At 71.8% G+C, this 23,023-nt stretch carries 20 protein-coding genes, 1 pseudogene and 1 riboswitch; of the genes and pseudogenes, 10 read left to right on the forward strand and 11 right to left on the reverse strand.

The window, feature by feature from the left end; genetic code table 11:
• From NS184_RS05040 to NS184_RS05055, 4 genes are all read left to right on the forward strand, one after another.
• Window positions 1-543 (forward strand): winged helix-turn-helix domain-containing protein (locus tag NS184_RS05040; protein WP_058725049.1); only part of this gene is annotated, 543 nt, incomplete at its 5' end.
• A gap of 484 nt (window positions 544-1,027) precedes the next feature.
• Window positions 1,028-1,510 (forward strand): MarR family winged helix-turn-helix transcriptional regulator, encoded by a 483-nt coding sequence (locus NS184_RS05045; protein ID WP_058725050.1) that lies wholly within the window; start codon window positions 1,028-1,030, stop codon window positions 1,508-1,510.
• Complete coding sequence (locus NS184_RS05050) at window positions 1,507-2,856, forward strand: cryptochrome/photolyase family protein (RefSeq protein WP_058725051.1); 1,350 nt, start codon at window positions 1,507-1,509, stop codon at window positions 2,854-2,856. The genes NS184_RS05045 and NS184_RS05050 overlap by 4 nt, the downstream gene beginning before the upstream one ends.
• Window positions 2,853-4,289, forward strand: coding sequence for a serine hydrolase domain-containing protein (locus NS184_RS05055; RefSeq protein WP_058725052.1), 1,437 nt, complete (start codon window positions 2,853-2,855; stop codon window positions 4,287-4,289). The genes NS184_RS05050 and NS184_RS05055 overlap by 4 nt, the downstream gene beginning before the upstream one ends.
• A gap of 14 nt (window positions 4,290-4,303) precedes the next feature.
• Here NS184_RS05055 and NS184_RS05060 read toward each other — a convergent pair whose 3' ends face one another.
• Window positions 4,304-5,278 (reverse strand): carbohydrate kinase family protein, encoded by a 975-nt coding sequence (locus tag NS184_RS05060; RefSeq protein ID WP_083513467.1) that lies wholly within the window; start codon window positions 5,276-5,278, stop codon window positions 4,304-4,306.
• A 142-nt stretch (window positions 5,279-5,420) separates the two neighbouring features.
• On the opposite strand from NS184_RS05060, the gene NS184_RS05065 reads away from it, so the two are divergent.
• Window positions 5,421-5,996, forward strand: coding sequence for a TetR/AcrR family transcriptional regulator (locus NS184_RS05065; protein ID WP_152998067.1), 576 nt, complete (start codon window positions 5,421-5,423; stop codon window positions 5,994-5,996).
• A 113-nt stretch (window positions 5,997-6,109) separates the two neighbouring features.
• On the opposite strand, the gene NS184_RS05070 is transcribed toward NS184_RS05065, so the two are convergent.
• From NS184_RS05070 to NS184_RS05090, 5 genes are all read right to left on the reverse strand, one after another.
• Window positions 6,110-6,724, reverse strand: a complete 615-nt coding sequence (locus NS184_RS05070) for a superoxide dismutase (RefSeq protein WP_058725055.1) — start codon at window positions 6,722-6,724, stop codon at window positions 6,110-6,112.
• 45 nt (window positions 6,725-6,769) lie between these two features.
• The gene (locus NS184_RS05075) at window positions 6,770-7,276 is read right to left on the reverse strand and encodes a flavin reductase family protein (RefSeq protein ID WP_058725056.1); all 507 of its coding nucleotides are present in this window, start codon (window positions 7,274-7,276) and stop codon (window positions 6,770-6,772) included.
• A gap of 132 nt (window positions 7,277-7,408) precedes the next feature.
• Window positions 7,409-8,932, reverse strand: a complete 1,524-nt coding sequence (locus NS184_RS05080; protein ID WP_058725057.1) for an MFS transporter — start codon at window positions 8,930-8,932, stop codon at window positions 7,409-7,411.
• Between the two features lie 230 nt (window positions 8,933-9,162).
• Complete coding sequence (locus tag NS184_RS05085) at window positions 9,163-10,269, reverse strand: LacI family DNA-binding transcriptional regulator (RefSeq protein WP_083513468.1); 1,107 nt, start codon at window positions 10,267-10,269, stop codon at window positions 9,163-9,165.
• Entirely contained in the window at window positions 10,248-12,323 is a 2,076-nt protein-coding gene (locus NS184_RS05090) for an aldo/keto reductase (RefSeq protein ID WP_058725058.1), read from the reverse strand. The genes NS184_RS05085 and NS184_RS05090 overlap by 22 nt, the downstream gene beginning before the upstream one ends.
• A 241-nt stretch (window positions 12,324-12,564) precedes the next feature.
• On the opposite strand from NS184_RS05090, the gene NS184_RS05095 reads away from it, so the two are divergent.
• From NS184_RS05095 to NS184_RS18220, 5 genes are all read left to right on the forward strand, one after another.
• Window positions 12,565-13,869, forward strand: coding sequence for an extracellular solute-binding protein (locus NS184_RS05095; RefSeq protein WP_058725100.1), 1,305 nt, complete (start codon window positions 12,565-12,567; stop codon window positions 13,867-13,869).
• A complete protein-coding gene (locus NS184_RS05100; protein ID WP_083513469.1) occupies window positions 13,866-14,954 on the forward strand; it encodes a carbohydrate ABC transporter permease in 1,089 nt (362 codons plus the stop codon). The genes NS184_RS05095 and NS184_RS05100 overlap by 4 nt, the downstream gene beginning before the upstream one ends.
• Window positions 14,951-15,874 carry a carbohydrate ABC transporter permease gene (locus tag NS184_RS05105; protein ID WP_058725059.1) on the forward strand — a complete coding sequence of 308 codons (924 nt, stop codon included), beginning with the start codon at window positions 14,951-14,953 and terminating at the stop codon, window positions 15,872-15,874. The genes NS184_RS05100 and NS184_RS05105 overlap by 4 nt, the downstream gene beginning before the upstream one ends.
• A gap of 146 nt (window positions 15,875-16,020) precedes the next feature.
• The gene (locus NS184_RS05110; RefSeq protein ID WP_058725060.1) at window positions 16,021-16,569 is read left to right on the forward strand and encodes a TetR/AcrR family transcriptional regulator; all 549 of its coding nucleotides are present in this window, start codon (window positions 16,021-16,023) and stop codon (window positions 16,567-16,569) included.
• A gap of 66 nt (window positions 16,570-16,635) precedes the next feature.
• Window positions 16,636-16,806 (forward strand): hypothetical protein, encoded by a 171-nt coding sequence (locus NS184_RS18220; RefSeq protein ID WP_175329491.1) that lies wholly within the window; start codon window positions 16,636-16,638, stop codon window positions 16,804-16,806.
• A gap of 284 nt (window positions 16,807-17,090) precedes the next feature.
• Here the strand turns inward: NS184_RS18220 and ribH are convergent, their stop codons facing one another.
• The 5 genes and pseudogenes from ribH to NS184_RS05135 all read right to left on the reverse strand — a co-directional run bounded on the left by ribH (window position 17,091) and on the right by NS184_RS05135 (window position 23,022).
• A complete protein-coding gene (ribH, locus tag NS184_RS05115; RefSeq protein ID WP_058725061.1) occupies window positions 17,091-17,570 on the reverse strand; it encodes a 6,7-dimethyl-8-ribityllumazine synthase in 480 nt (159 codons plus the stop codon).
• Between the two features lie 35 nt (window positions 17,571-17,605).
• Window positions 17,606-18,268 (reverse strand): annotated as a pseudogene (gene ribB / locus NS184_RS05120) (3,4-dihydroxy-2-butanone-4-phosphate synthase); the annotation flags it as partial.
• Entirely contained in the window at window positions 18,268-18,936 is a 669-nt protein-coding gene (locus tag NS184_RS05125; protein ID WP_058725062.1) for a riboflavin synthase, read from the reverse strand. The gene NS184_RS05125 and the pseudogene ribB, both read right to left, overlap by 1 nt.
• Before the next feature lie 81 nt (window positions 18,937-19,017).
• A riboswitch (FMN riboswitch) is annotated at window positions 19,018-19,151 on the reverse strand.
• A 128-nt stretch (window positions 19,152-19,279) separates the two neighbouring features.
• A complete protein-coding gene (locus NS184_RS05130; protein ID WP_152998068.1) occupies window positions 19,280-21,706 on the reverse strand; it encodes a bifunctional lysylphosphatidylglycerol flippase/synthetase MprF in 2,427 nt (808 codons plus the stop codon).
• On the reverse strand, window positions 21,703-23,022 hold the full coding sequence (locus NS184_RS05135; protein WP_058725064.1) for an alpha/beta hydrolase: 1,320 nt from the start codon (window positions 23,020-23,022) through the stop codon (window positions 21,703-21,705). The genes NS184_RS05130 and NS184_RS05135 overlap by 4 nt, the downstream gene beginning before the upstream one ends.
• Between the last annotated feature and the right edge of the window lies 1 nt (window position 23,023).

Genomic DNA, 23,023 nt, shown 5'->3' on the forward strand with positions numbered 1-23,023 from the left:
GCCGCCGCTGCCGGGACCACCCTCGCAGCCGTGGTCGAGCAGCTCAAGTCCCTGACCGCGCAGCTCGTGCCGACGTCGGAGACCTACGCCGCGGTCGCCGTCGCTGCCGAGGGTTCCGGCGGGCGGGACGTCGACGTGGTCCGGCTGGCCCTGCAGGACCGTTCCGCCGTCGCCGCCCGGAAGCAGGCCGAGAAGCCCGAGCCCGAGGAGACCGGCGTCGTCATCGACATCTCCCGCAAGCGGGTCACCCTCGACGGCGAGCCGGCTCCGCTGACCTACAAGGAGTTCGAGCTGCTGCAGTTCCTCGTCCTCCGCGAGGGCAGGACCGTCGACCGCTCGGCGATCATCGACGGACTCTGGTCCGACGGCGAGGACGAGACGCCGAACGAGCGCACCATCGACGTTCACGTGCGGCGGCTGCGGTCGAAGCTCGGTGCGTTCGAGGAGATCGTCCGGACGGTGCGCGGCGTCGGCTACCGGTTCGACCGTCACGCCGACGTGGCCGTGCGGTACGCGTCGACGCCGTCGCCGGACCTCTTCTGACGGTTCTGGGCGGGCACATCGACCACTGTGGGTGAACTCGCAGCGAACACGGCATTCCCGGTCTAGCGCGCCGTTACCGCTTCGTTATACAGTCGTCCCCGCAGGCAGTGTTTGCTGTGGCACCGCCTGTGGAATGTGATTGCAGGACACTCTTGGTGCAAGGGAGAGGGCCGGTCGTCTTCGGGCGGCCGGCCCTCGTGCTTTCCGGAACTGCACCCACCACGCAAGGGAGAGGGCCGGTCGTCTTCGGGCGGCCGGCCCTCGTGCTTTCCGGAACTGCACCCACCACGCAAGGGAGAGGGCCGGTCGTCTTCGGGCGGCCGGCCCTCGTGCGTTCCGGAACTGCACCCACCACGCAAGGGAGAGGGCCGGTCGTCTTCGGACGGCCGGCCCTCGTGCTCCCCGGAGTGCTCCGGCTGGCGGCGGCGTCCGTCTGTCGGGCGTCGTCGGTAGGGTTGGGCGACGGACCGGAGGGAGCAGCAAGGTGAGCGACAAGGCCACTGCGGTCACGGCATGGGAGGCCCTCTTCCGTGCCCAGGTGCAGGTGATGCGGAACCTCAACGCGGAGTTCCCCGGCGGCGAGATCTCGTTCAACGAGTACGACGTCTGCTTCAACCTCTCCACCCAACCGGGCCGACGATCGCGGATGCGCGACCTCACCGGGCACCTCCTCCTCACCCAGCCGAGCGTGAGCCGGCTCGTCGACCGCCTGGCCGCGCGCGGCATCGTCGAGAAGCAGCCCGACCCCACCGACGCGCGGGGGGTCTACGTCGCGCTCACCCCGCACGGGTTCGACGTCTACCGCGCGGTCGCGGTGCAGCACGCCGCGAGCATCGCTGCGCAGCTCGGCGCCGGGCTCACCGAGGGCGAGCTCCGCACCCTCACGGAGCTCTGCACGAAGGTCCGCCGGGCAGCCGGCAGCGGTGTCCCAGCACGACGTCCGTCCCCCGACACGGCCTCCGTGTGACCGGCGCGATCGTCTGGCTCCGCGACGACCTCCGGCTCGCGGACAACCCGGCACTCCGGGCGGGCATCGACCACGGCGGGACACTCACGGTCGTCTACGTCCTCGACGACGAGTCCGCCGGCGTCCGGACGATCGGCGCCGCGGCTCGGTGGTGGCTCCACCACTCGCTGACGGCGCTCGACGGCGCACTCCGGGAGCGCGGGTCACGACTGGTCCTCCGTCGCGGTGCCGCGGCCGACGTCGTCGACATGCTCGTCGCCGAGACCGGGGCGGACGCCGTGTTCTGGAACCGCCGCTACGGTAACGCAGAGCGCGAGATCGACGCCGGCATCAAGTCCGCCCTCCACGAGCACGGCGTCGAGGCGCACAGCTTCGCCGCGAACCTGCTCTGGGAGCCGTGGACGGTCACGACGGGTCAGGGCCAGCCCTTCAAGGTCTTCACACCCTTCTGGCGTGCAGCGCAGGCGATGCCGGAGCCACGGCACCCGCTCCCGAAGCCGCGCGACCTCCCGGCTCCGACGGACGTCACTGGCGACGACCTCGACGACTGGGCGCTCCTGCCGACGAAGCCGGACTGGGCCGCCGGACTCCGCGACGCCTGGACACCCGGCGAACTCGGCGCACACCGTCGCCTCGAGCACTTCGTGGAGCACGCCCTCGAGGACTACGACCAGCGCGACGAACCGTCGATGGACGCCACGAGCGGCCTCTCCCCGCACCTGCGATGGGGCGAGATCAGCCCGTACCAGGTGTGGCACCGCCTGCACGGGGAGCTCGAGCCGTCGCAGCGGCAACAGGCGCCGGCGTTCCTCCGGCAGCTGGCCTGGCGCGAGTTCAACTGGAACGAGTACTTCCACTGCGAGGACATCGCGACGGTGAACGTCCGTCGTGAGTTCGATGCCTTCCCGTGGCGCGACGCCCCCGAGGCCGAGCTCGACGCGTGGCGGACCGGCACGACGGGGTTCGACCTCGTCGACGCCGGCATGCGGGAACTCTGGCACACCGGTGCGATGCACAACCGGGTGCGCCTGGCGGCCGGCAGCTTCCTCGTGAAGAACCTGCTCGTGGACTGGCGCGTGGGTGAGCAGTGGTTCTGGGACACCCTCGTCGACGCGGACGCCGCGAACAACCCGGGCAACTGGCAGTGGGTGGCGGGATCGGGCTTCGACGCGGCGCCGTACTTCCGGGTGTTCAACCCGGAGCGCCAGCTCGAGCGCTTCGACCCGCACCGCGAGTACGTCCGACGCTGGGTCCCCGCGGACGAGGAGCGGCCGGAACCGATCGTCGACCTCAAGGCGACCCGGCAGCGGGCGCTCGACGCCTACGACCGGATGCGCCGCTCGTGACCTCGGCGGAGGTCGTCGCCCGGGTCGACGCGGTCTTCGCAGACCGTGTGGCGCGTGGTGTCGCACCGAGCTCGGTCTGGGGCGTCTTCGACCCGAGCGGGCTCGTTGCGTCGGGCGGGCACGGCGACCGTGGTGACGGCACCGCACCCGATGTCTCGACGGTCTACCGGATCGCGTCGTGCACGAAGAGCGTGACGGCGGCGACCCTGCTCACCCTCGTCGCCGACGGCCGCCTCGACCTCGACACAACGGTGACCGAGTTCGTCCCGGCGTTCCGCGTGGTCCGGCTCCCGACGCCGGACTCCCCCGTGCCCACCGTCCGGATGCTGATGACCATGTCCGCCGGGTTCCCCACCGACGACCCCTGGGCGGACCGTCAGGAGTCCATCAGCGACGCCGAGCTCGACGCGGTGCTCGCTGACGGCCTGCTGTTCGACAGCGTCCCCGGCACCGGCTTCGCCTACTCGAACCTCGGCTACGCCCTGCTCGGTCGGGTCGTCGCGGTCGCGTCCGGGACGCCCTACACGACCGCTGCGAGGGACCGGGTGCTCCGCCCGCTCGGACTGCACGACACGGTGTTCTCCGCCGCCGACTCGGACCGCTTCGTCGTGACCGGGGTCCGACCGCACGCCGGCACGTGGGAACCCCTGCCACTGACCGGCCCCGGCGCGTTCTCGTCCATCGGAGGGCTGTTCTCGACCGTCTCGGACCTGGCTCGGTGGGGTGGTCACCTGGCGTCGGCGTTCTCCGACCAGCCCGAGTCCGGGCCCGTGTCACCGGCCGACCGACGGCTCATGCAGCAGGCGATGCGGGTCGTCCCACCGGTCGTCGTCCCGGGTTCGACCCGTCCGACCGCGTACGGGTTCGGTCTCTTCGTCGAGCAGGACGACCGTCACGGTCCGATCGCCTCGCACTCCGGCGGCTACCCGGGCTTCTCCGCCCACATGCGGTGGTCCACCCGGCACGGCATCGGCATCGTCGCGTTCGAGAACGCGACGCAGGCCAAGGTGTCACAGGCCGCCACCGAGGCCCTCGACCTCGTGCTCGACGCGCGCGAGGGCACGCCCCGGCGATCCGCGCGGCCTCCGGTCGGGGACGACGTCGCGGTGCTGCCGCAGACCCGCGACGCCCAGCGCCTCGTCTCCACGCTCCTCGCCGCGTGGGACGACGCCCTCGCCGAACGGGTCCTCTCGCCCAACGTCGCACTCGACGAACCCTACGAGCGCCGGCGTCGACAGCTGGCCGAGGCAGCCGCTGCCGTCGGCGCCGACCTCGCAGCGGCGCCGGTCGAGGAGCGCTCGGTCGCGCCGACGCACCTCCGGTGGTGGTTGCCCGGCACGAGTGGTCGGCTGCGGGTCGAGATCCGACTCGCGCCGCTCGCCGTCGGCCTCGTGCAGACGATGACGGTGACGGCCGAGCCGAACGAGGCCTGAGCAGCGGTCGCAGGTCAGACCGGCGGACGCCCACCCACGAACCCGAGCGCCCGCGCAGCGACGCGGCCCCCTTCCCGCGCGGCCGAACCGATCCGCACCGGGTCGGTCGCCCAGGCACGGAGGAACCCCGCGGCGAAGGCGTCCCCCGCCCCGAGCGTGTCGACGACCGTCGCCGGCGTGGCCGCCACGCGCTGGGGAGTCCGCCCGGGTCGCCCGACGAGTGCCCCGTCGGCGCCGACCGTGACGACGACCAGCGGGACGTGTTCGGTGAGCCGCCGGATGCCCTCGCGGAGGTCGGCGGCCCCGGTGAGCGCCAGGGCTTCCGCACGTCCGGGGAACAGCACGTCGACACCGGCGAGGGCATCGAGGAACGCCGGGGCACCGACCGCCCGGACGACCGCCGGCGACGACGGGTCGAGTGACACCCGGGCCGTTCCGGAGCGGGCGCACGCGACGAGTTCGGCGAGTCGGCCCGCGCCGCCGCCGGACAGCATCCCCGCACCGGTCAGGTGCACGATGTCCGCGCGGGCGACGAGGTCGGCCGGCACGTCGTCCGCCGACAGCACGCCCGCGGCAGCCGGGTCGGACATCGCCGTGCGCCCGCCGCTGTTCCGCACCGACACCTCGGTCCCGGTGCTCGACCGTGCGTCGTACCGGATGTGGGGACGGACACCGGCGTCCTCGAGACCCCGCTCGTGTCGGTGCACGTCGTCGACGCCCACCCGGGCCACGAGGTCGACCTCGGCTCCGAGCCACCCGAGCCACGTCGCGGTGTTCCCGCCAGCGCCGACCGTTCGGTGGCGGATGGTGGCCGCCGGGTCGTGGACGCCCATGGTGTCCGCGGTGGTGTGCACGAGGATGCCGTCGAGGACGTCGCCGATGACCAGGAACCGTTTCCCGGCGCCCCGGCGCCGTCCACGGTCAGCCGGCAACGCCCGCCGCGTCGCGGACGTCAGTGGCGGCACAGGGTGCTCGTGGGACGTGGACATCGCCCCCAGTGTACGTGGAGCCGAGCATTGCTCCGCTTTCCTCGCAGGTCACACAGGATCCGACTGGCCGAACACATTGCACGTACGGTAATATTTCTTCTGGTCGCACACCGCGGCCGTGCCATCCGTCCCGGAGGACCCCGTGCCCAGGAAGCCCGATCCCACGCTCAAGCCCGCGATCATCGAGAAGGTCACCGAGCACCTGCACGACACCAAGCTCGAGGCGGTCTCGGTCCGGAGCCTCGGGCGGGTCCTCGGGACGAGCGCCTACCCGATCGTCTACCACTTCGGGTCGCGCGAGGCCCTCATCGACGCCGTCGTCGAGCACCTCGACCGGGACCTCGCCCACGTCCAGCTCCTCCCCGATGCCGACGGCACTGCCCTCCGCGACTGGCTGGTCACGGTGTTCGGCGGGCTCACGCATCGCGAACGTTCCCTCGCAGCACGGCTCACCTTCGAGCTCGGCGCGGTCGAGACCCTCGACGGACGGGAGCGCGAGCGCCTCGTGCACCGTGGGCACCTCGCCTCGGTCGCCGCCTGGTGCACCACCCACGGCTACGCGACGGCCCACGCCGAGCTGGCAGCGAGCGAGGCGATCTGCGCCGCGCGGGGCGTCCAGTGGGCAGCGCTCGTCGACCCCGACGGCACCGACGTCGACGGCGCGCTGCGCGCGATCGGCGGGCGACTCTCCGAGGCAGCGCCGCTCCCCGCCGCGTAGGGCGGCCCCGGGGCGCGGTCGACTGCCCCACAGACGGACTGGAGGCGCGGTGCCAGCCGGCACCGCGCCTCCAGTCCGATCCGGATCGCGTCACGCGACCCGCTGCACCCGACTCAGAGCGTGACGAAGCTCTGCGACTTCGCGTTCGCGAAGCGCGCGGCCACGTTCTCCCAGTCGACGATGTTCCACACGGCCTTGACGTAGTCCGCCTTGACGTTGAGGTAGTCGAGGTAGAACGCGTGCTCCCACATGTCGAGCATGAAGATCGGCACGACGCCCAGGGGCACGTTGGCCTGCTGGTCGAAGAGCTGGAACGTGGTGAGCTTCTGGCCGACCTGGTCCCACGCGAGCACCGACCAGCCGGAACCCTGGATGCCGGTCGCGACGGCGGTGAACTGCGCCTGGAACTTCTCGAACGAGCCGAAGAACTCGTCGATCGCCGCGGCGAGCTCACCCTCCGGGACCTTCGTGTCCGGGCCGAGGTTGGTCCAGAAGATCGAGTGGTTGACGTGGCCACCGAGGTTGAACGCGAGGTCCTTCTCGAGCTTGTTCACGTTCGCCAGGTTGCCCGACTCGCGGGCCTCGGCGAGCTGCTCGAGCGCGGTGTTGGCGCCCGTCACGTAGGTCTGGTGGTGCTTGTCGTGGTGCAGCTGCATGATCTTGCCGCTGATGTGCGGCTCGAGCGCCGCGTAGTCGTACGGCAGCTCCGGCAGGGTGTACTCAGCCATGTGAGGTCCTTTCGATCGGTGGTTGGCGGAACGGTGCTCCGCGGCTCACGAGAGCCGGGAACGGTCGGTCAGGGAGTGGAATTCCCGGTTGTGGTAGACGAGCGGCTCGCCGCGCTCGAGACCGACGACGATGTCGAGGACCTCGGCCACGACGACGGTCGACGAGCCGATCGGCGTCGTCGAGAGCGGCCGGCACCGGAGCGCGGTCGCGGCACCCGGCAGGTAACGGTCCCCGGAGGGCAGCGTGCCCCAGATCGGGTCGTCCGCGGCGGGGCTCCCGGTGCTCGCGAACCGCTTGGCCAGCGCGACGCCGAACGAGTCGACGAGGTGCACGACGAAGATCGGCGCGCCGAGGACGACGCCGGCAGACCCGGAGTTCGTCGACAGCGAGAAGACGAGGACCGGCGGGTCGACCGCGACGCTCGCGACGCTCGACGCGGTGAGCCCGGTCGGGCCGTCGGGCCCCTCGGCGGTGATGACGGCGACGCCGGCGGGGTGGCCACGGAAGGCGGACTTGTAGGCCTCGGCGAGGTTCGCGGGCGCGTCGGGCATCGTGGTCGTGGTCGTTCCTGTCGTCGGGGGTGGACCACGAACATCGCGGCCAGGTCCCAACGTAGGACCTGAACCGGGGTTGAGGTCAACGATTCACAGGTTCCCGCGATCCCGGGCGCGCCGTGTGTCCCGCTAGCGACGGCGGAGCATCACCACGGCACCGGACGCGGCGACCACCATGAGCACCGCGGCCACCGACCCGGTGATCGTCACGCCGGAGTCGAACGCCGCGCGGGCCGAGGCGAGCAGCGCCTGCCCGGCCGAGCCGCCGAGGTCCGCAGCCGCCGAGACCGCACCGCCGAGGGTCTCCTGGGCCGCGATGTGCGCGGTGGAGGACAAGCCGTCGGGCACCGCCACGTGCGCACGGTAGGCGGTCGCCAGGATCGTCCCGAGCACCGCCGTCCCGAGCACGGCCCCGATCTCGTACGCCGTCTCGGACAGGGCGGACGCGGCACCGGCCTTGTCGGCGGGCGCCGTGGAGATGATGAGGTCGTTCGTCACGGTCTCCGACGCACCGATCCCGATGCCGAGCAGCACGAAGGCGAACCCGAGGGCGACCACCGTCGCGTGGTGCCCGAGGACCGCGACCATGGCGTACGCGGCCGCCGAGAACAGCAGCGCCACGGCGACGACCCAGCGCGGTGCGACGCGGGCGACGATCGGCACGACGACGAGGCCGGCGACGATCGTCAGCACGGAGCCGGGGATGAGCACGACACCCGAGGCGAACGGGTCGAGCCCGGCCACGAGCTGCAGGTGCTGCGCGATGAAGAACAGGAACCCGGTCAGCGAGAACATCGCCGCGAGGTTCATGAGCACGCTGCCCGTGAACGCCGTACTGCGGAACAGCGTCAGGTCGAGCATGGGCGTGCGGGAGCGCAGCTGCCGACGGACGAACGCGATGCCGCACACCACGCCGACCGCGAGCATCGCGATCGCGAGACCCCGCTCCTCCGGGTGCACGACCGACTTGATCGCCCAGGCGACGGGACCGAGGGCGCCGAGGGACAGCAGCATGCTCGGCACGTCCACCGGCCCGGGCGCGGGGTCGCGCGACTCCGGGACGAAGAACGGCACGCCGACGAGCATGAGCACGAGGATCGGCACGGCGACGAGGAAGACGCTGCCCCACTGGAAGTGGGCGAGCAGGACACCGCCGACGAGCGGACCGAGCGCGTTGCCCGCCGCGAACATCGTCGACCAGACCGCGAGCGCCAGTCGCCGCTCCCCCGCCTCCGTGAAGACGTTGCGGATGATCGAGAGCGTGGCGGGCATGAGCATCGCACCGAACACGCCCATCGCGATCCGTGCGGCGACGAGCATCCAGGCGTCGGTGGCGAAGGCAGCCGCAACGGAGAGGAGCGCGAAGCCGGTGGCACCGACCACGAGGATGCGTCGGCGTCCGATCCGGTCGCCGATGCTCCCCATCACGACGAGGAGACCGGCGAGGACGAGCGGGTAGGCGTCGACGATCCACAGCTGGGTGGTGGCGTCGGGGTCGAGGGCGCGGCTGATCGACGGGAGCGCGAAGCTCAACACGGTGTTGTCGATCGAGATGAGCAGCACGGGCAGCATCAGCACGGCGAGCGCCGCGAAGCGTCCGGCGCGGCTGCCGGCGGCGACGGTGGGGACCGAGCTGGTGAGCAGAGCGGACACGCAGGACTCCTGGAGGACTTCGAGCCGGACCAGGTCGACGGCACTTCGGTGGGGGTGGTCCGGGACGGGGCGCGGAGATCGACACGCGCCCCGTCAGGACTCCGTTAGTGTACCGTCTGGACGGTGTTGGTTGCAAATGCAACCAAGCGTCGGCCGGGAGGCACGGTGCGGCCTCGCCACGAGCCTCCAGGCCGGTACGCGGCGCGCCGCGCTGACGCGACCCGGGACTGCTACGCGCTCTCGCGCACCAGCAACCGGTGCCGGACCGTGCGCTGCACGGTCGCGCCGCTGCGCGGCAGCTCCCCCGCGAGCATCCCGAGCGCGAGGTCGAGGGCCTCCCGCGCGACGGCGTCGAGGTCGACCGCCAGGGTGGTCAGGGTGGGTGAGACGAGCGCGCCGAGGGGCAGTCCGTCCACTCCGACGACGCGGACGTCGCCGGGGACGTCCTTGCCCACGCGACGGCAGGCCTGCAGCACCCCGAGTGCCATCACGTCGTTGAAGGCGAGGATCGCGTCGAGCCGGCGCCGGCGGGCCAGCACCTTCGCCGTCTCCTCCGCCCCGCACTCCGCTGTGCCGTGCGGCCCGTGCACGAGCTCGGGCAGGTACCCGCGCCGGTGGAGGGCGTCGAGCATGAGGACGCCCCGCGCGCTCGGCTGCCCCGGCTGGGAGTTGTCGAGCACGACGGGGTGCCGGACCCCGGTCGCGACGAGGTGGTCGGCGAGCTCCTCGACGGCCTCAGCGGGGTCGATCCACACGGCTGCGGTCGGCGGGTCCGCCGACGGGTCGAGCTCCACCATGGGCACCGACCCGAGGAGCGCGGTCCAGCGCTCGCGCCGGTTGCCGAGGTAGCCGATGACGACGTCCGTCTGACTGCCCAGCGCCGCGACGATCCGGTCGGCGTCCCCGGCGAGCGTCGTGTCAGCGAGCATGACGTTCCAGCCCTGCTCCGCCGCGAGCCGGTACACGGCGGACGCGAGCTGCGGGGAGTAGGGGTTCCGGAGGTCGTTGACGACCAGGCCGAGCTGGTGGTCGCCGCCCGTGACCAGACCGCGGCCGAACCGCGACGGCCGGTAGGCGAGCTGCTCGGCGACGGCGAGCACCCGCTCCTTCGTGGCGGCGCTGATCCCGGACATGCCGTTCATCGCGCGGGTGACCGTCTGGCGGGAGACCCCGGCGGCGGCGGCCACGTCGATGATCGTGGCCCGGGGCCCCGCCGGGCTCGCCGGCGCCTGCGCCTGCGGTGCCTGCTCCGCTGGCGCCTGCGCCGCGGGCGTGCCGGACCGGTCCGGCGCGCCCGTGGCGTGCTGCGGATCGGTCAGTCGCGGAGGTCCAGCCATGCCACCTGTTCGGGAGTGAGGTCGACGGAGAGGCCCTGCATCGAGGACCGGGCTTCCGCGATCGTACGCGGTCCGAAGAGCGGGAACGTCGGGAACGGCTGGTCCAGGACGTAGGCGAGGGCGATCGCCGTCGCCGGCACCCCGAACTGCTCGCCGAGCTCCCGGGCGCGACGGAGCCGCTCGAAGTTCTCGTCCGAGTAGTAGCAGCGGACGAGTTCGGCGTCGCTGGTGTCCTCCGGCTTCGCGCGGCCGGTGAAGAACCCGCGCGCCTGCGACGACCACGGGAGCAGCGGGACCTGACGTTCTTCGAGCCACCGCTTCGACTCCGGGTCGGTCGCGTGGCGGCAGCCCGCCCACGGCACGTCGTACGCCTCGGCGAGGCCGAAGTGGTTGCTCAGCACCTCGAAGCCGTGCCTGCCGTTCGCCGCAGCGTACGCGTTCGCCTCGTCGAAGCGCGCGAGGCTCCAGTTCGAACCGCCGAACACCCGGATGCGGCCGGCGCGGCGGTGCTCGTCGAGGACGTCGACGAACTCCCCCACGGGGACGTCCTCGTTGTCGCGGTGCATCATGTAGATGTCCGCGTAGTCGGTCCCCTGGCGATCGAGGCTCTCGAGCAGCTGCCGGGTCAACGACTCCGGGTCGCAGTACGGGGTGTGTGCGCCCTTCGTGATGACGACCACGTCCTCGCGGACACCGCGGTTCTGGATCCACTTCCCGAGGCGGCCCTCCATCGTGCCGCCGCCGTAGATGTAGCCGGTGTCGAAGACGTTGCCGCCGCGGCTGACGAAGTGGTCGAAGATCGCGCTCGCGTGGGCGAGGTCCACCTGGTTGTCGACACCCATCACGAGCCGCGACAGCCGCTTGCCGACGCCGGGGATCTCCCCGTACCGCATCGGGTTGTCGGCGCGGTCGGGTTCGTGGGCCGCGACGGTCAGCGGCTCCCCGCTCACCGTCGGGATGTCGGCATCCTCGGCCTCGAACGGGTAGCGGAGGCCGATCGCCGCGCGCCAGCGGTCGAGGGTCCTGGCGGTCGCGAGCGACTCGTCGGTCGTCATCTCCGGGGCGTCCGTGCGAACCTCGCGCAGGGCGGCCGCCGTGGCGTCGGCCTCGAGCGCGTACGGTGCGGCACCGGCGAACGAGAGCGTCCGGGGTTCCTCGTCGACCGTACGGACCTCGATCGTCGGGTCGTCGCCGAGCGTCCACGGGTCGGTGAGCACGATGCGGCCGCGGGTGCCGTACACCGTCACGGCGTTCTCGTCCTGCACCCGCACACCGGTCCGGACCACCGCGGTGATGCCGGACGGGTAGGTGAGGTGTGCCGTGGTCCACTCGTCGACACCCGTCGGCCCGAGGGTCCCCGTCGCGGTCAGCTCGGTCGGTTCCGCGACCGCGACGCCCGTCGCCGCCTGGACGATCGCCGCGGTCATCGTGACCGGGTACCCGCCGACGTCGAGGATGCCACCACCGGCGGTCTCGACGTCGAACAGGCGCCCGGTACGGGAGCCGGCGCGGAAGGCGAAGGACGCGTCGACGTGCGTGACGTCGCCGATCGCGCCGTCGCGCACGAGCTCGCGGAGCGCCGCGGTCTGCGGGTGGAAGCGGTACATGTAGGCCTCGACCAGGGGCAGCCCCGCCTGACGTGCGGCGTCGACGAGCGCCATCGCGGTGCCGTGGTTCGGGGCGAGCGGCTTCTCGCAGAGGACCGCCTTGCCTGCGGCGAGCGCCTGCAGCACGAGACGCGCGTGCCCGGTGTGCACCGTCGAGACGTACACGGCATCGACTCGCGGGTCGGCGAGCACCTCGCCGTAGCCGGCCGCGGTCACGTCGGCGAAGCCGTGCTCCGCAGCCTCGTCCGCGAACGCCTGCGCTCGGCCGGGGTCGCTGCTCCCGGCGGCCACCAGCACACCGCCGACCGACGGGTCGACGTCGCCCGTGACGCCGTTCCCGCTCGCCGGCAGCTGGGAGAGGAACCGGCGCGCGATGCCACCGGGCCCGAGGACGGCCCACCCTTCCTGCGTGCGGGTGGAGGTGGGGGTCGCGGTCTGCGCTGACATGCGGATCCTGTTCGTCGTGAACCTTCACGGTCGCTGCGACGCTAGCCCGATCTCCGCCCCGGCACAATGCTGTCGATGCTTGACACGGCGTGTCGCGGAGAGCATGCTCTGACCACTTCGTGAGCGTTCACGGTTGAACGCTCGGCACGGTTCTCGACGATGAGCGCCCGTGCGCCGGCCGCTGCCCGACGAGCGCGCCGCCGAGGTGTCCGGCAATCTCAACGACGAGAGCAGGTCGTCCGTGACAGCAGCACCATCCGTCCGTCTCAGCAGGCGGGGGTTCCTCGCCGGCGCAGGAGCCCTCGGGGCACTCGCCACCACCACGCTCCTCACCGGGTGTTCCACCGGGACCGCGATCTCGAAGGACCCCGACGAACTCGTCCTCTGGTACTGGAACCGGTCGCTCGACCCGAAGTTCCTCCGCCGGGCGGCCGGCGGCATCCCCGGGCAGGGGGCGAAGCGGCTCCGACCGGACCTCATCGGCGGGGCCTCGTACGACACGAAGTTCCGCACGGCGCTCGCCGGGAACGCGTTCATCCCGGACGTGCTGATGATCAACTCGAACTGCTGGCTGTACTTCCCCGACGAGGAGCTGTTCACCGACTTCCGGCCGACGGCAGCGGAGAAGGCGGAGTACTACGACTGGAAGCTCTCGCTCGGGCGTACCCCGTCGGGACGCCAGTGCTTCTGGCCCGTCGACACCGGACCCACCGGGTTCTTCTACAACCAGGAGGTGCTGCGGAAGGCCGACCTGCCGACCGAGCCCGACGAGGTCGGCGCCGCGATCAGCACCTGGGCCGACTTCCGCGAGTTCGGCAAGCAGATCAAACGGAAGACCGGCGCGGCGACGATCATCACCGCCACGCAGCTCTTCAACCAGTACATCGCGGCGAGCCCGACCCGGTACTTCGACCGCGATGACGAGCCGCTCTACCAGCGCAACGACAGCTCGGTCCGGAAGGCGTGGGACAACGCCGTCGAGTCGATCCGCGCAGGCATCACCGGCAACCTGCAGTCGGGCACCGACCAGAACGCCGGGTGGGTGGCCGGTCGTGTCGCCGGGCAGATCGAGGGCGCGTGGTGGACGCAGATCATCCACGACACCGCACCCGACCTGTCCGGCAGGTGGCGGATCGCGAAACAGCCGGAGCGCCCCGGCAACAGCGGCGGCTCGTTCCTCGCGGTCCCGAAGTCGTCGAAGGACCCCGAGGCCGCCGTGGCGTTCGCGAAGTGGATCACCGGGTCCGAGATCCAGTCGCACACCTACAACGACATCCAGCTCTTCCCCTCGACCCCGGCTTCGTTCGCCAACGGCCTGATGCGGAACCCGGGCGACTACTTCGGTGACCAGGACCCCCTCGACTTCTTCAGCGACGCCGCACCGGAGGTGCCCGTGACCTACATCTCGAACCGCGAGCGCTTCATCGGCGCCTTCGCCACGGAGATCACCAACGTCGAGTCGACCGGCAAGGACCCGGAGCGGGCGTGGAAGGACGCGGTCGACCAGACCGACCGGGTCCTCGCGAAGCGGGGGGTGGCGGCATGACCTCCACCCGCGAAGCGCCCGCGACCACGGCGAACCCGACCGTCGGCGGCACGCCCACCTCGTCGATCTCGACCGCAGCCGCGGGACGGAGGTCGGGCCTCCGCCGCTTCTGGCCGCAGTACGTCGCGATCGCACCCTTCTACGTGCTGTTCCTGGTGTTCGGGCTGTTCCCGATCGTGTTCTCGATCGTCCTGTCCTTCACCGACTGGGACGGGGTGGGCTCCCCCGCGTGGGTCGGGTTCGCGCAGTACCAGTACCTGCTCGGTGACCCGCGGTTCTGGAACGCCGTCTCGAACACGTTCATCATCTGGATCATCTCGACGGTCCCGATGCTCTTCCTCGCGCTCGTGCTCGCGTTCCTGCTGCACGGCAACATCCGGGCGAAGGGCTTCTACCGCGTCGCGTTCTTCATCCCGAACGTCACGAGCATGGTCGCGATGGCGATCGTCTTCGGGTCCGTGTTCTCGGACGGCTTCGGGCTCGTCAACGCGGCGCTCCGTGCCGTCGGGGCCGACCCGGTCGGGTGGCTGTCGACGTACTGGGGCGTCAAGGTCACGATCGCCGTCATGGTGATCTGGCGCTGGACCGGGTACAACGCGATCATCTACCTCGCCGGGCTGCAGTCGATCCCGACGGAGCTGTACGACGCCGCCAAGGTCGACGGCGCGAACACCTGGCAGATCTTCACCCGCATCACCGTCCCGATGCTCCGACCGGTGATCCTCTTCACCGTCATCACGTCGACGATCGGCGGCCTCGGGCTCTTCACGGAGCCGCAGATCCTGTTCAACGGGCAGGCGGTGGGCGGCCCGGACGAAGCCGGCATGACGATCGTGCTCTACCAGTACGACCAGGCCTTCAACCAGTTCGACTTCGGCTACGGTTCGGCGATCGCCTGGGTGCTCTTCTTCTTCTCCGTGGTCTTCGCGATCATCAACTGGCGCCTGCTCAGTGAACGCGACGGGCTGAAGACGCCGAGACGACTGCGCACGGCCCGCACCCTCGCCCCTGCCGCCACGTCCGGCCGGACCGCGGCCGACCACACCGGTGCCGACACCACTGCTCCGAAGGGGGACCGCGCATGAGCGCCGACACCGCACCGCGCACGACCAACACCGCGGCCGCACTCGGCCGACCGAATGCGGTCGCGGACCGTCCGGACGACCACCGGCGCGGGTTCCGGCACGGCTGGGTCGGACGGCTCGTCACGCACCTCTGCCTGATCGTCGGCGTCGTGCTCTCGATCTTCCCGTTCTACTGGCTCCTGGTGATGTCGACGTCGTCGAACGCGCAGATCTTCGGCTACCCGCCCTCGCTCTGGTTCAGCGACCACACGATGCAGAACCTGGCGACGGTGTTCAGCAGCGTCGACATGATCCGCGCGCTCGGCAACACCGTGCTCGTGTCCGGGGCGACGGCCGTGCTCGTGATGCTGTTCGACTCGCTCGCGGCGTTCGCGTTCGCGAAGTACGAGTTCCCGTTCAAGCGGTCGCTGTTCACGGTCATGCTCGCGACGTTCCTCGTGCCGGGCAGCCTGTCCCTCGTGCCGAGCTTCGTCCTCATGGCGCACCTCGGCTGGATCGGAGGACTCCAGGCACTCATCGTCCCCGGGGCGGCGAACGCGTTCGGCATCTTCCTGCTCCGCCAGTTCGCGACCGGGTCGATCCCGAACGAGATCATCGATTCCGCACGGGTGGACGGCGCCGGGTTCTTCCGGACGTGGTGGTCGATCGCCGTGCCGATGCTCCGCGGCGGCCTCGCGTTCCTCGGGATCTTCACGTTCATCAGCTCGTGGAACGACTACGTCTGGCCCCTCATCGTGCTCATCGACCCGAAGGGCCAGACGCTCCAGGTGGCGCTGGCGTCCCTCAGCTCGGTGAACGCGACCGACCTCGGTTCGGTGATGGCGGGCGCGGTGATCAGCGTCTTCCCGCTCATCGGGGTGTTCATCATCGGCTCGCGGCACTTCATCGCGAACATCGCCGCCGGAGCACTCAAGGGCTGACCCGACCCGCAGGCGCCGTGGAGGATGGCCCACGGCGCCTGCGCGCTGCCCGTGCGCCCCGCACCCGTACGCCGCGCAGGCCCGACGCCGGGCCACCCTCCGCGCCGTGCGCGCTCCCGCCCGCCCGCGCATGGCAGACTTCCGGCATGGCAAGCGCCCGCGATCGTGTCCTGGACAGCTTCGTCGCCATCGTGTGCGAGGAAGGCGAGCGTCCGGCGACCCTCGACGCCGTCGCCGCACGCGCCGGCGTCTCGAAGGGCGGGCTCCTGTACCACTTCGGCTCGAAGGCCGCTCTCGTCGAGGGGCTCTGCGAGCGACTCTCCGACCTGTCGCACATCGACGTCGAGCGGATGCGCGAGGCCGAGGACGGCGTCGCACGCTACTTCGTGCGCAACTGCCAGTGGGTCGGCAGCGAGCTCGACCTCGCCCTCCTCGCGGCCAGTCGCCTGCAGCAGGCCGGGTACGAGGAAGCCGGCCGGACCCTCGACGACACCGAGAACGCGTGGCTCGAGACGCTCGTCGACGAGCTCGGCGACGAGCCGACGGCGCAGGCCGTCAAGCTGCTCGGCGACGGGCTCTACCACCAGGCCTCCCTCGGTGCCACGACGGACGTCCGACCCACGCGTGGGGTCGTCGACATGGAGGCCCTGCTCGCCGTCGTCGACCGCCTGATCGCGACCAAGCCCGCGGCGTGAACCAGCACCCGCGCTCCTGGGGATAGACTGGCGACTGCATCACCCGCTGATTCCGGAGGTACCACCGTGGGCCGCGTCATCGCCGCTGTTTTCTCGATCCTGCTGCTGCTGGTGTCGATGTACCTGTTCGGTTTCGCGTTCCAGGTCGCGTCGGGTCAGGCGTTCGTCTTCATGGGCGGCCTGATCCTCATGTGCATCTCGTTCTTCCTGCCGATCCACGTGTTCGGCAAGCGGTAGCCACCACCGCACACCACGTTCGGCCTCGCACCCTCCGGTGCGGGGCCGTCGTCGTTTCCGCTGTGCGCACGGCCGGGAGGCACGGCTCGGATCCGCCACTCGGCTCCCTTCCGCTGGCGGGCCCGCCGACTGTGCTTCCGCCCGACCGAGGCGCCAGCCAGCTCGCTCCGCGCGCCACGACGGCTGGCGCACAACCAAGGACACCCCGAACAGCGTCGATACGCGGTTCGGGATGTCCTTGATCGTGCGGCGTCGCGGGGCGCGCGCCGCCCGTCAGGCGGCGGTCAGGCGGGGACGCGCAGCGACCGGAGCGTGACCGCGGTCGCGATCGCCGCGTGCGCAGCTTCGGCGCCCTTGTCCTCCTTCGACCCGGGCAGTCCCGCGCGGTCGATGCCCTGCTGTTCGTCGTCGAGGGTCAGGACGCCGAAGCCCACCGGCTTCCCGGTCTCGATCGCGACCCGGGTCAGGCCGCTCGTCGCCGCGTCCGACACGTACTCGAAGTGCGGGGTGCCGCCGCGGATGATGACGCCGAGCGCGACCGCCGCGTCGAACCCGGACTCGAGCGCCGACTTCGCCACCACCGGCAGCTCGAAGCTCCCGGGCACGGGGATGACGGTCGCGGACGCGCCGAGCCGTTCGACCTCGCGCTGCGCCCCCGCGAGGAGGCCCGCCGCGATCACGTCGTGCCACTGCCCGGCGACGATCGCGACCCGCACCCCGGTGCCGTCGACGTGACCGCGCTCCGCAGCTCCCGCTCCGCTCATCGTGTCGTTCCTTCCGTGGGCGACTTCCCCGCCCGGTCGGCCGCGTCCAGCCACTCGACGAGCGCGGCGATGGTGATTACGGGCACGCCCTCGCGCGCCCCGAGTTCGACGAGCCGCGGCAGCCGCATCATGCTGCCGTCCTCGTCGACGATCTCGCAGATCGCCGCCGCCGGGCGGAGGCCCGCGGCGGTCACGAGTTCGATGGCCGCCTCGGTGTGGCCGGCGCGCTCGCGGACGCCGCCGGGGCGGGCACGGAGCGGCACCACGTGGCCGGGACGGTGCAGGTCGGAGCGGACGGACGCCGGGTCGGCGAGCACCCGCAGGGTCCGGGCGCGGTCGTGCGCGCTGATCCCGGTCGTGATGCCGGACGCCGCGTCGACCGTCACCGTGTAGGCGGTGCCGCGCGGGTCTTCGTTGTGCGCCACCATCGGCGGGAGGTCGAGCGCGTCGGCGATCTCGGCGGAGACCGGCGCGCAGACGAACCCGGACGAGTGCGCCACGGTCCACGCGATCCACTCCGGGCTCGCGAGCTCGGCGGCGAGGATGACGTCGCCCTCGTTCTCCCGGTGCTCGTCGTCCGCGACGATGACCGGACGGCCGGCGGCGATCGCGGCGACGGCATCGTCGATGCTCGACAGTCCGGGGACGCGGTGCTCGCCGGGACCGGTTGCGGCGACGGGTGCGACGTGCGTGACCATCACCGCGCCTCCAGGACGGGGTCGGCAGCACCGGCCTGCCCGGCAGCGGTCGCCGCGGCGTCGAGCCGGAGCATCCGCCGGACGTGCCGGGCGAGGACGTCGGTCTCGACGTTCACCCGGTCTCCGGGCACCCGGAGCCCGAGGGTCGTGGCCTCGAGCGTCTCCGGGATGAGACTGACCTCGAACCACGCGGCGTCCGGGGCGGTGTCCTCCGACGAGACACTGCTCACCGTGAGGGAGACGCCGTCGAGCGCGATCGATCCCTTGTCGACGACGAGCGGGCTCAGCTCGGGCGCGAGGGAGAACCGTACGCGCCGCCAGCCGTCACCGTCCGAGGTCTCGAGCACGGTCGCCGTGCCGTCCACGTGCCCCTGCACGATGTGTCCGCCGAGGCGGTCCCCCACCGACGCGGCGCGCTCGAGGTTGAGGCGGTCGCCGACGACGAGCGCTCCGTGCGCACTCATGTCGAGCGTCTGCTTCATGACGAAGGCGGTGAAGGTGTCGGGGGTCTGCTCGACGACGGTCAGGCAGACGCCGGACGTGGCGATGGAGTCGCCGTGCGACGCGTCCGCGACGACGAGCGGGCCGCGGACGGTGAGCGCGACCGAGTCGCCGTGCTGCTCGACGGCGGTGACGGTGCCGAGTTCCTCGATGATGCCGGTGAACACTGGTGTCCTCTCAACGGGACTCCGGGTGTGGCCGACGGTCGTCGACACGGGCGGACGGGCCGACGCGGTCGACCTGCCCGCCAGCGCTTCCTCCCATCCGGACTCTCACCGTCGGTCCTGGAATCCCACCAGGTCAACCTCTGCCGGGTTCGCACCCGTCATCAGTTCGTGGACTGTCACCACCGGTTCGGACTTGCACCGACCCCGGAGCGCTTGCGTACCCGGAACGATACCCCACACACATGACGGTCAGGTTGCGCCGGTTGCGCCCCGTGACGTGACACGGCCTGGAGGCGCGGAGCGGGGCCGCCACGCGCCTCCAGGCCGCTCCCGGTCGCGTCGGTCAGCGGCGCCCGCGCGCGAAGGCGACCGCCTGCCGGAACGACAGGTCGGGCAGGTACGCCCGCACGACCGCGATGCCGATGGCCGGCAACGCGACGGGGTCGGGGTAGGCGAGGACGAGCGGGTGCAGGTCGGGGCCGAACTTCTGCTTGAAGCGCAGCAGCGAGCGGAAGCCGTACACGGGCTCGAGCACCCCACCGACGAGCTCGAGGAGGTTCTGGACCCCGTCCGTCGGCGCCTCCGGGTCCGAGACCTGCGCGAGCGGCGCGGCGGACAGGCTGAGCCGCTCCACGCCGGCGTCCCGCATCTGCTCCGCAGCGCTCGCGACGAGGAACTCCATCACCCCGTTCGGCGCGTGTTCGGTCCGCCGCATCACGTCGAGCGTCCACCCGACGACCCGGCCGTCACGGTGGCTCGGGAGCCAGCTGGTCACGGCGAGCACCGTGCCCTCCGCGTCCTGCGCGACGAGTGTCCGGACGGCCGGGTCCCGCATCTCGTCGACGCCGCCGAGGGTGAACCCCATCTCGGGGAGCTCCCGTTCCGCGACCCACTCCTCCGAGATCGCCTCGATCTGGCGGACGGTCGACGCATGGAGGTCCTGCCAGGACGACCAGGTAGCGGTGATGCCCTCGCGTCGCGCCTTGTTCACCGCGGTGCGGACGTCCTGCTTCTTCTTGCCGGTCGTCGTCCAGGTGCGAGGGTCGAAGTCGGCGTCCTCGGCGACCGGCAGCGTGCCCCAGCCCTGCCGGGTGAGGTGCTCCGCCACGTCGGCCTCGACGCCGTAGAACGCGGCGGTCCAGCCGTTGTCGTCGCAGTACCGCGCGAAGTCCGTCATCGCGCGCTCCCGCGCGTCGGGCCAGCCGAACGGACCGCCGACCGTCACCGCGACCGCACCGTTGCGCCGGAAGGCGACGCCCGCGCGACCGTCGGCGGCGAACCAGTACTGGTTGCCGAGCCATGTCGTCATCCAGCCGAACGTGTCGCCCCCGCCGGCGAGCAGCAGCGCGCGTGCCCGTTCGCGGGCGGCACGCGAGCCGTCCGCGTCGGTGTCCGGTTCGACCGCACCGGTCGGCCGGACCGCGGCGAGCGCGACGACGACCCAGAGCACCGGCCCGCTCAGGCCCACGACGAGGCGGAGTGCCGGATCGAGTGACGGCAGGCGGTCCCAGAACGACACCGGTGCGAGCGGCCCGAGAGCGGCGAGCGCGAGCCGGACGGGGTCCTCCACCCGGGCCGGCGACGATGCGGCCACCACGAGGACCACCGTGACGAGCACGAGTGCCGCGATGCCCACGGTCACCACGAACGCGACGGTCCGCCGCCGGGAGGGCAGCACGGTGAAGGAGCGGCGGAGCAGGACGAGCACCACCGCGGTCGCGAGCGGCACGACGATCGACGCGGCGATCGACACGTCCACGACGAACTGGTCCTCGAGGCCGTGCAGCGCCGTGACCCGCCCCGGCACGAGCCCGTAGGTGACGGCAGCGGCCACCCCGGTGACCACGTCGACCACGACGACGAGCCACACCGCGAAACGGCTGCCGCGGAAGAGTCCGAGGCCGCCGACGAGCAGGACCAGCAGCGGCGCCACCGCGAGGACGAGCGTCCACGGATCCGTCGCGCGGAACGAGAGCAGCCCGCGGAGGCACTCCCCCGCGGCGCCGTCCGTCCGGCAGCCCCGCACCGGGCTGACGGGCCCGGCACCGACGACCGCGGCGAGCGGTGCGAGCAGCCCGACGCGGGCCCGGGAGACGAGCGCGATGACGGGGCCGACCGCCGAGACGAGGACGACCGTGCCGAGCAGCACGCGGATCTCCCGGTGGGAGCTGCGGAGCCACCCGGTGCGCTTCGGCGTCCGACGGAGCAGTTCACCGAGTACCCAGCCGGCCGCGGCGGCGAGCACCGCGTACAGGTCGGAGACGTGCCCGGCGTACAGGAGCAGTGCGGCGACCACGGCGAGGGCGTTCGCGCGGATGCGGCGACGCCAGAGGGTTCCCGCGAACGCGCTCGCGGTGACGATGGTGCCGACGATCGCGGTCCAGGGGTCGAACGCCGTGGCGCGGCCGAGCAGGAGGTGCCCGACGTCGCGACCGTCGCTGTCGACGAACGCGGTGAGGGCACCGACGCCGGTGCCGACGACGGTCGTGACGACGAAGGCGACGATCGTCCGCCACGGACCCATCAGGCGTTCGGACGCACCGATGAGGACGACGACCCCGGCGATCGTCACGAGGATCGCGAGCAGGCCCGTCGACGCGGCGAAGACCCGGAGCGGACCGAACGACGCGGGTTGGGTCCCGTGCTGCACGCGGAGCGCGACGGCGGTGACGGAGGTGACGAGGACGATGAGGGCGAGCGTCGCGGTGACCGGGTACCGCCGCAGCGTCTGCTGCACGCGCCGCGGCCACGCTCGGGTCTGCGGACTCACAGGGCACCGCTCGCGGGGAGGCCGAGGTGGGCGATCACCGTCGGGAGTCCGTGGGCGAGGACGTACCGCACGGTGTTCCAGTCGTGCGCCGAGCCGGGCGAGACGATGACCTCGGTCGCGATGCCCACCCTCCGGGCAGCAGCGTCGAGCATCGCCGTCGACCTCCGGTACGGCGCGTCGTCCTGGCCGACGCCGAACACCGTGAGGTGGTCGACGTAGTGCCCGTGTGCCGCCATCAGTGCTGCGGGCGCGGCGGCCCGGTACTTCGCGGCGGAGCCGTCGAACGCCACCGTGATGCTGTTCGCGGCGCTCCCGGTCAACGGTGCGGGCTCACTCGAGATGGCGAGCGCCGAGCCGAACACGTCCGGGAACTCCGAGGAGAACTGCATCGCGCAGGTCGCCCCCTCGGAGAAGCCGGCGACGGCCCACCCCGACGGGGCGGCGGCCACCGGGAGGTGCTTCCGGATCCAGTCGACGGTGTCGGTCATCACGTAGGTCTCGCTCCGTCCGAGGCGCCGGGAGTCGACGCACATCGGGTTGCGGTTCGGCGCGCCGAGCTGGTCCGGCGACACCACGATCGGGGCGAGCCCGTCGTGGGCAGCAGCGTAGCGGTCGAGGAAGCGCCCCATGTCGCCGGTCTGGAAGAGGTCCGACGGCTCGCCCGGCTGTCCCGAGAGCGCGACGATCACGGGCAGGGTCGGCGGGTGTGCGGTCCGTGCGGCCGGTGGCAGCCAGACGACGGCCTTCCGCGCGTGGAAGTGCGACACCGTCGCCGGGATCCGGACACTGATCGCCTCGCCCTTCGCCGGCATGCCAGCGGGAGCGTGCCACCCCGACGGGTCGAGGGCGGGCCGGGACGTCGGCCCCGTCGCGAGCACCGGCAGGTCCTTGTACGGGTAGGGGTTCGTGACGAGCGCCTGCTGGATGTCCTTGTAGAACCCGAAGTCGACGTTGACGCCCAGTCCGGCCGCGAGGACGACCGCTCCGGCCGCCGTGAGCGCGATCGCCCGACGTCCCCATCCCCCCTGCACGGCGACGGTCACGAGGAGTGCGACGGCGGCGACCGCGAAGGCCACCCACATCCGGGTGATGGGCGTGAACGCAACGCCGAAGGCGTCCTGCACGTCGCCGAACCACCACACGAGGCCGAGCCCGACGACGGCTCCGAGGCCCATCGCCGCGATCCGGACGAGGAACCGCGGGAGCGACCACGGTCGGACGACGAGCGCCCAGAGCACGAGGAGGCCGGCGATGACGTCCACCGGGACGAGGACGTCGCTGTCCGTGATCTTGAGACGCAGCAGTTCGTGGAGCACG

This window comes from Curtobacterium luteum, from assembly GCF_001475545.1.
Classification (GTDB): Bacteria; Actinomycetota; Actinomycetes; order Actinomycetales; family Microbacteriaceae; genus Curtobacterium; species Curtobacterium luteum_A.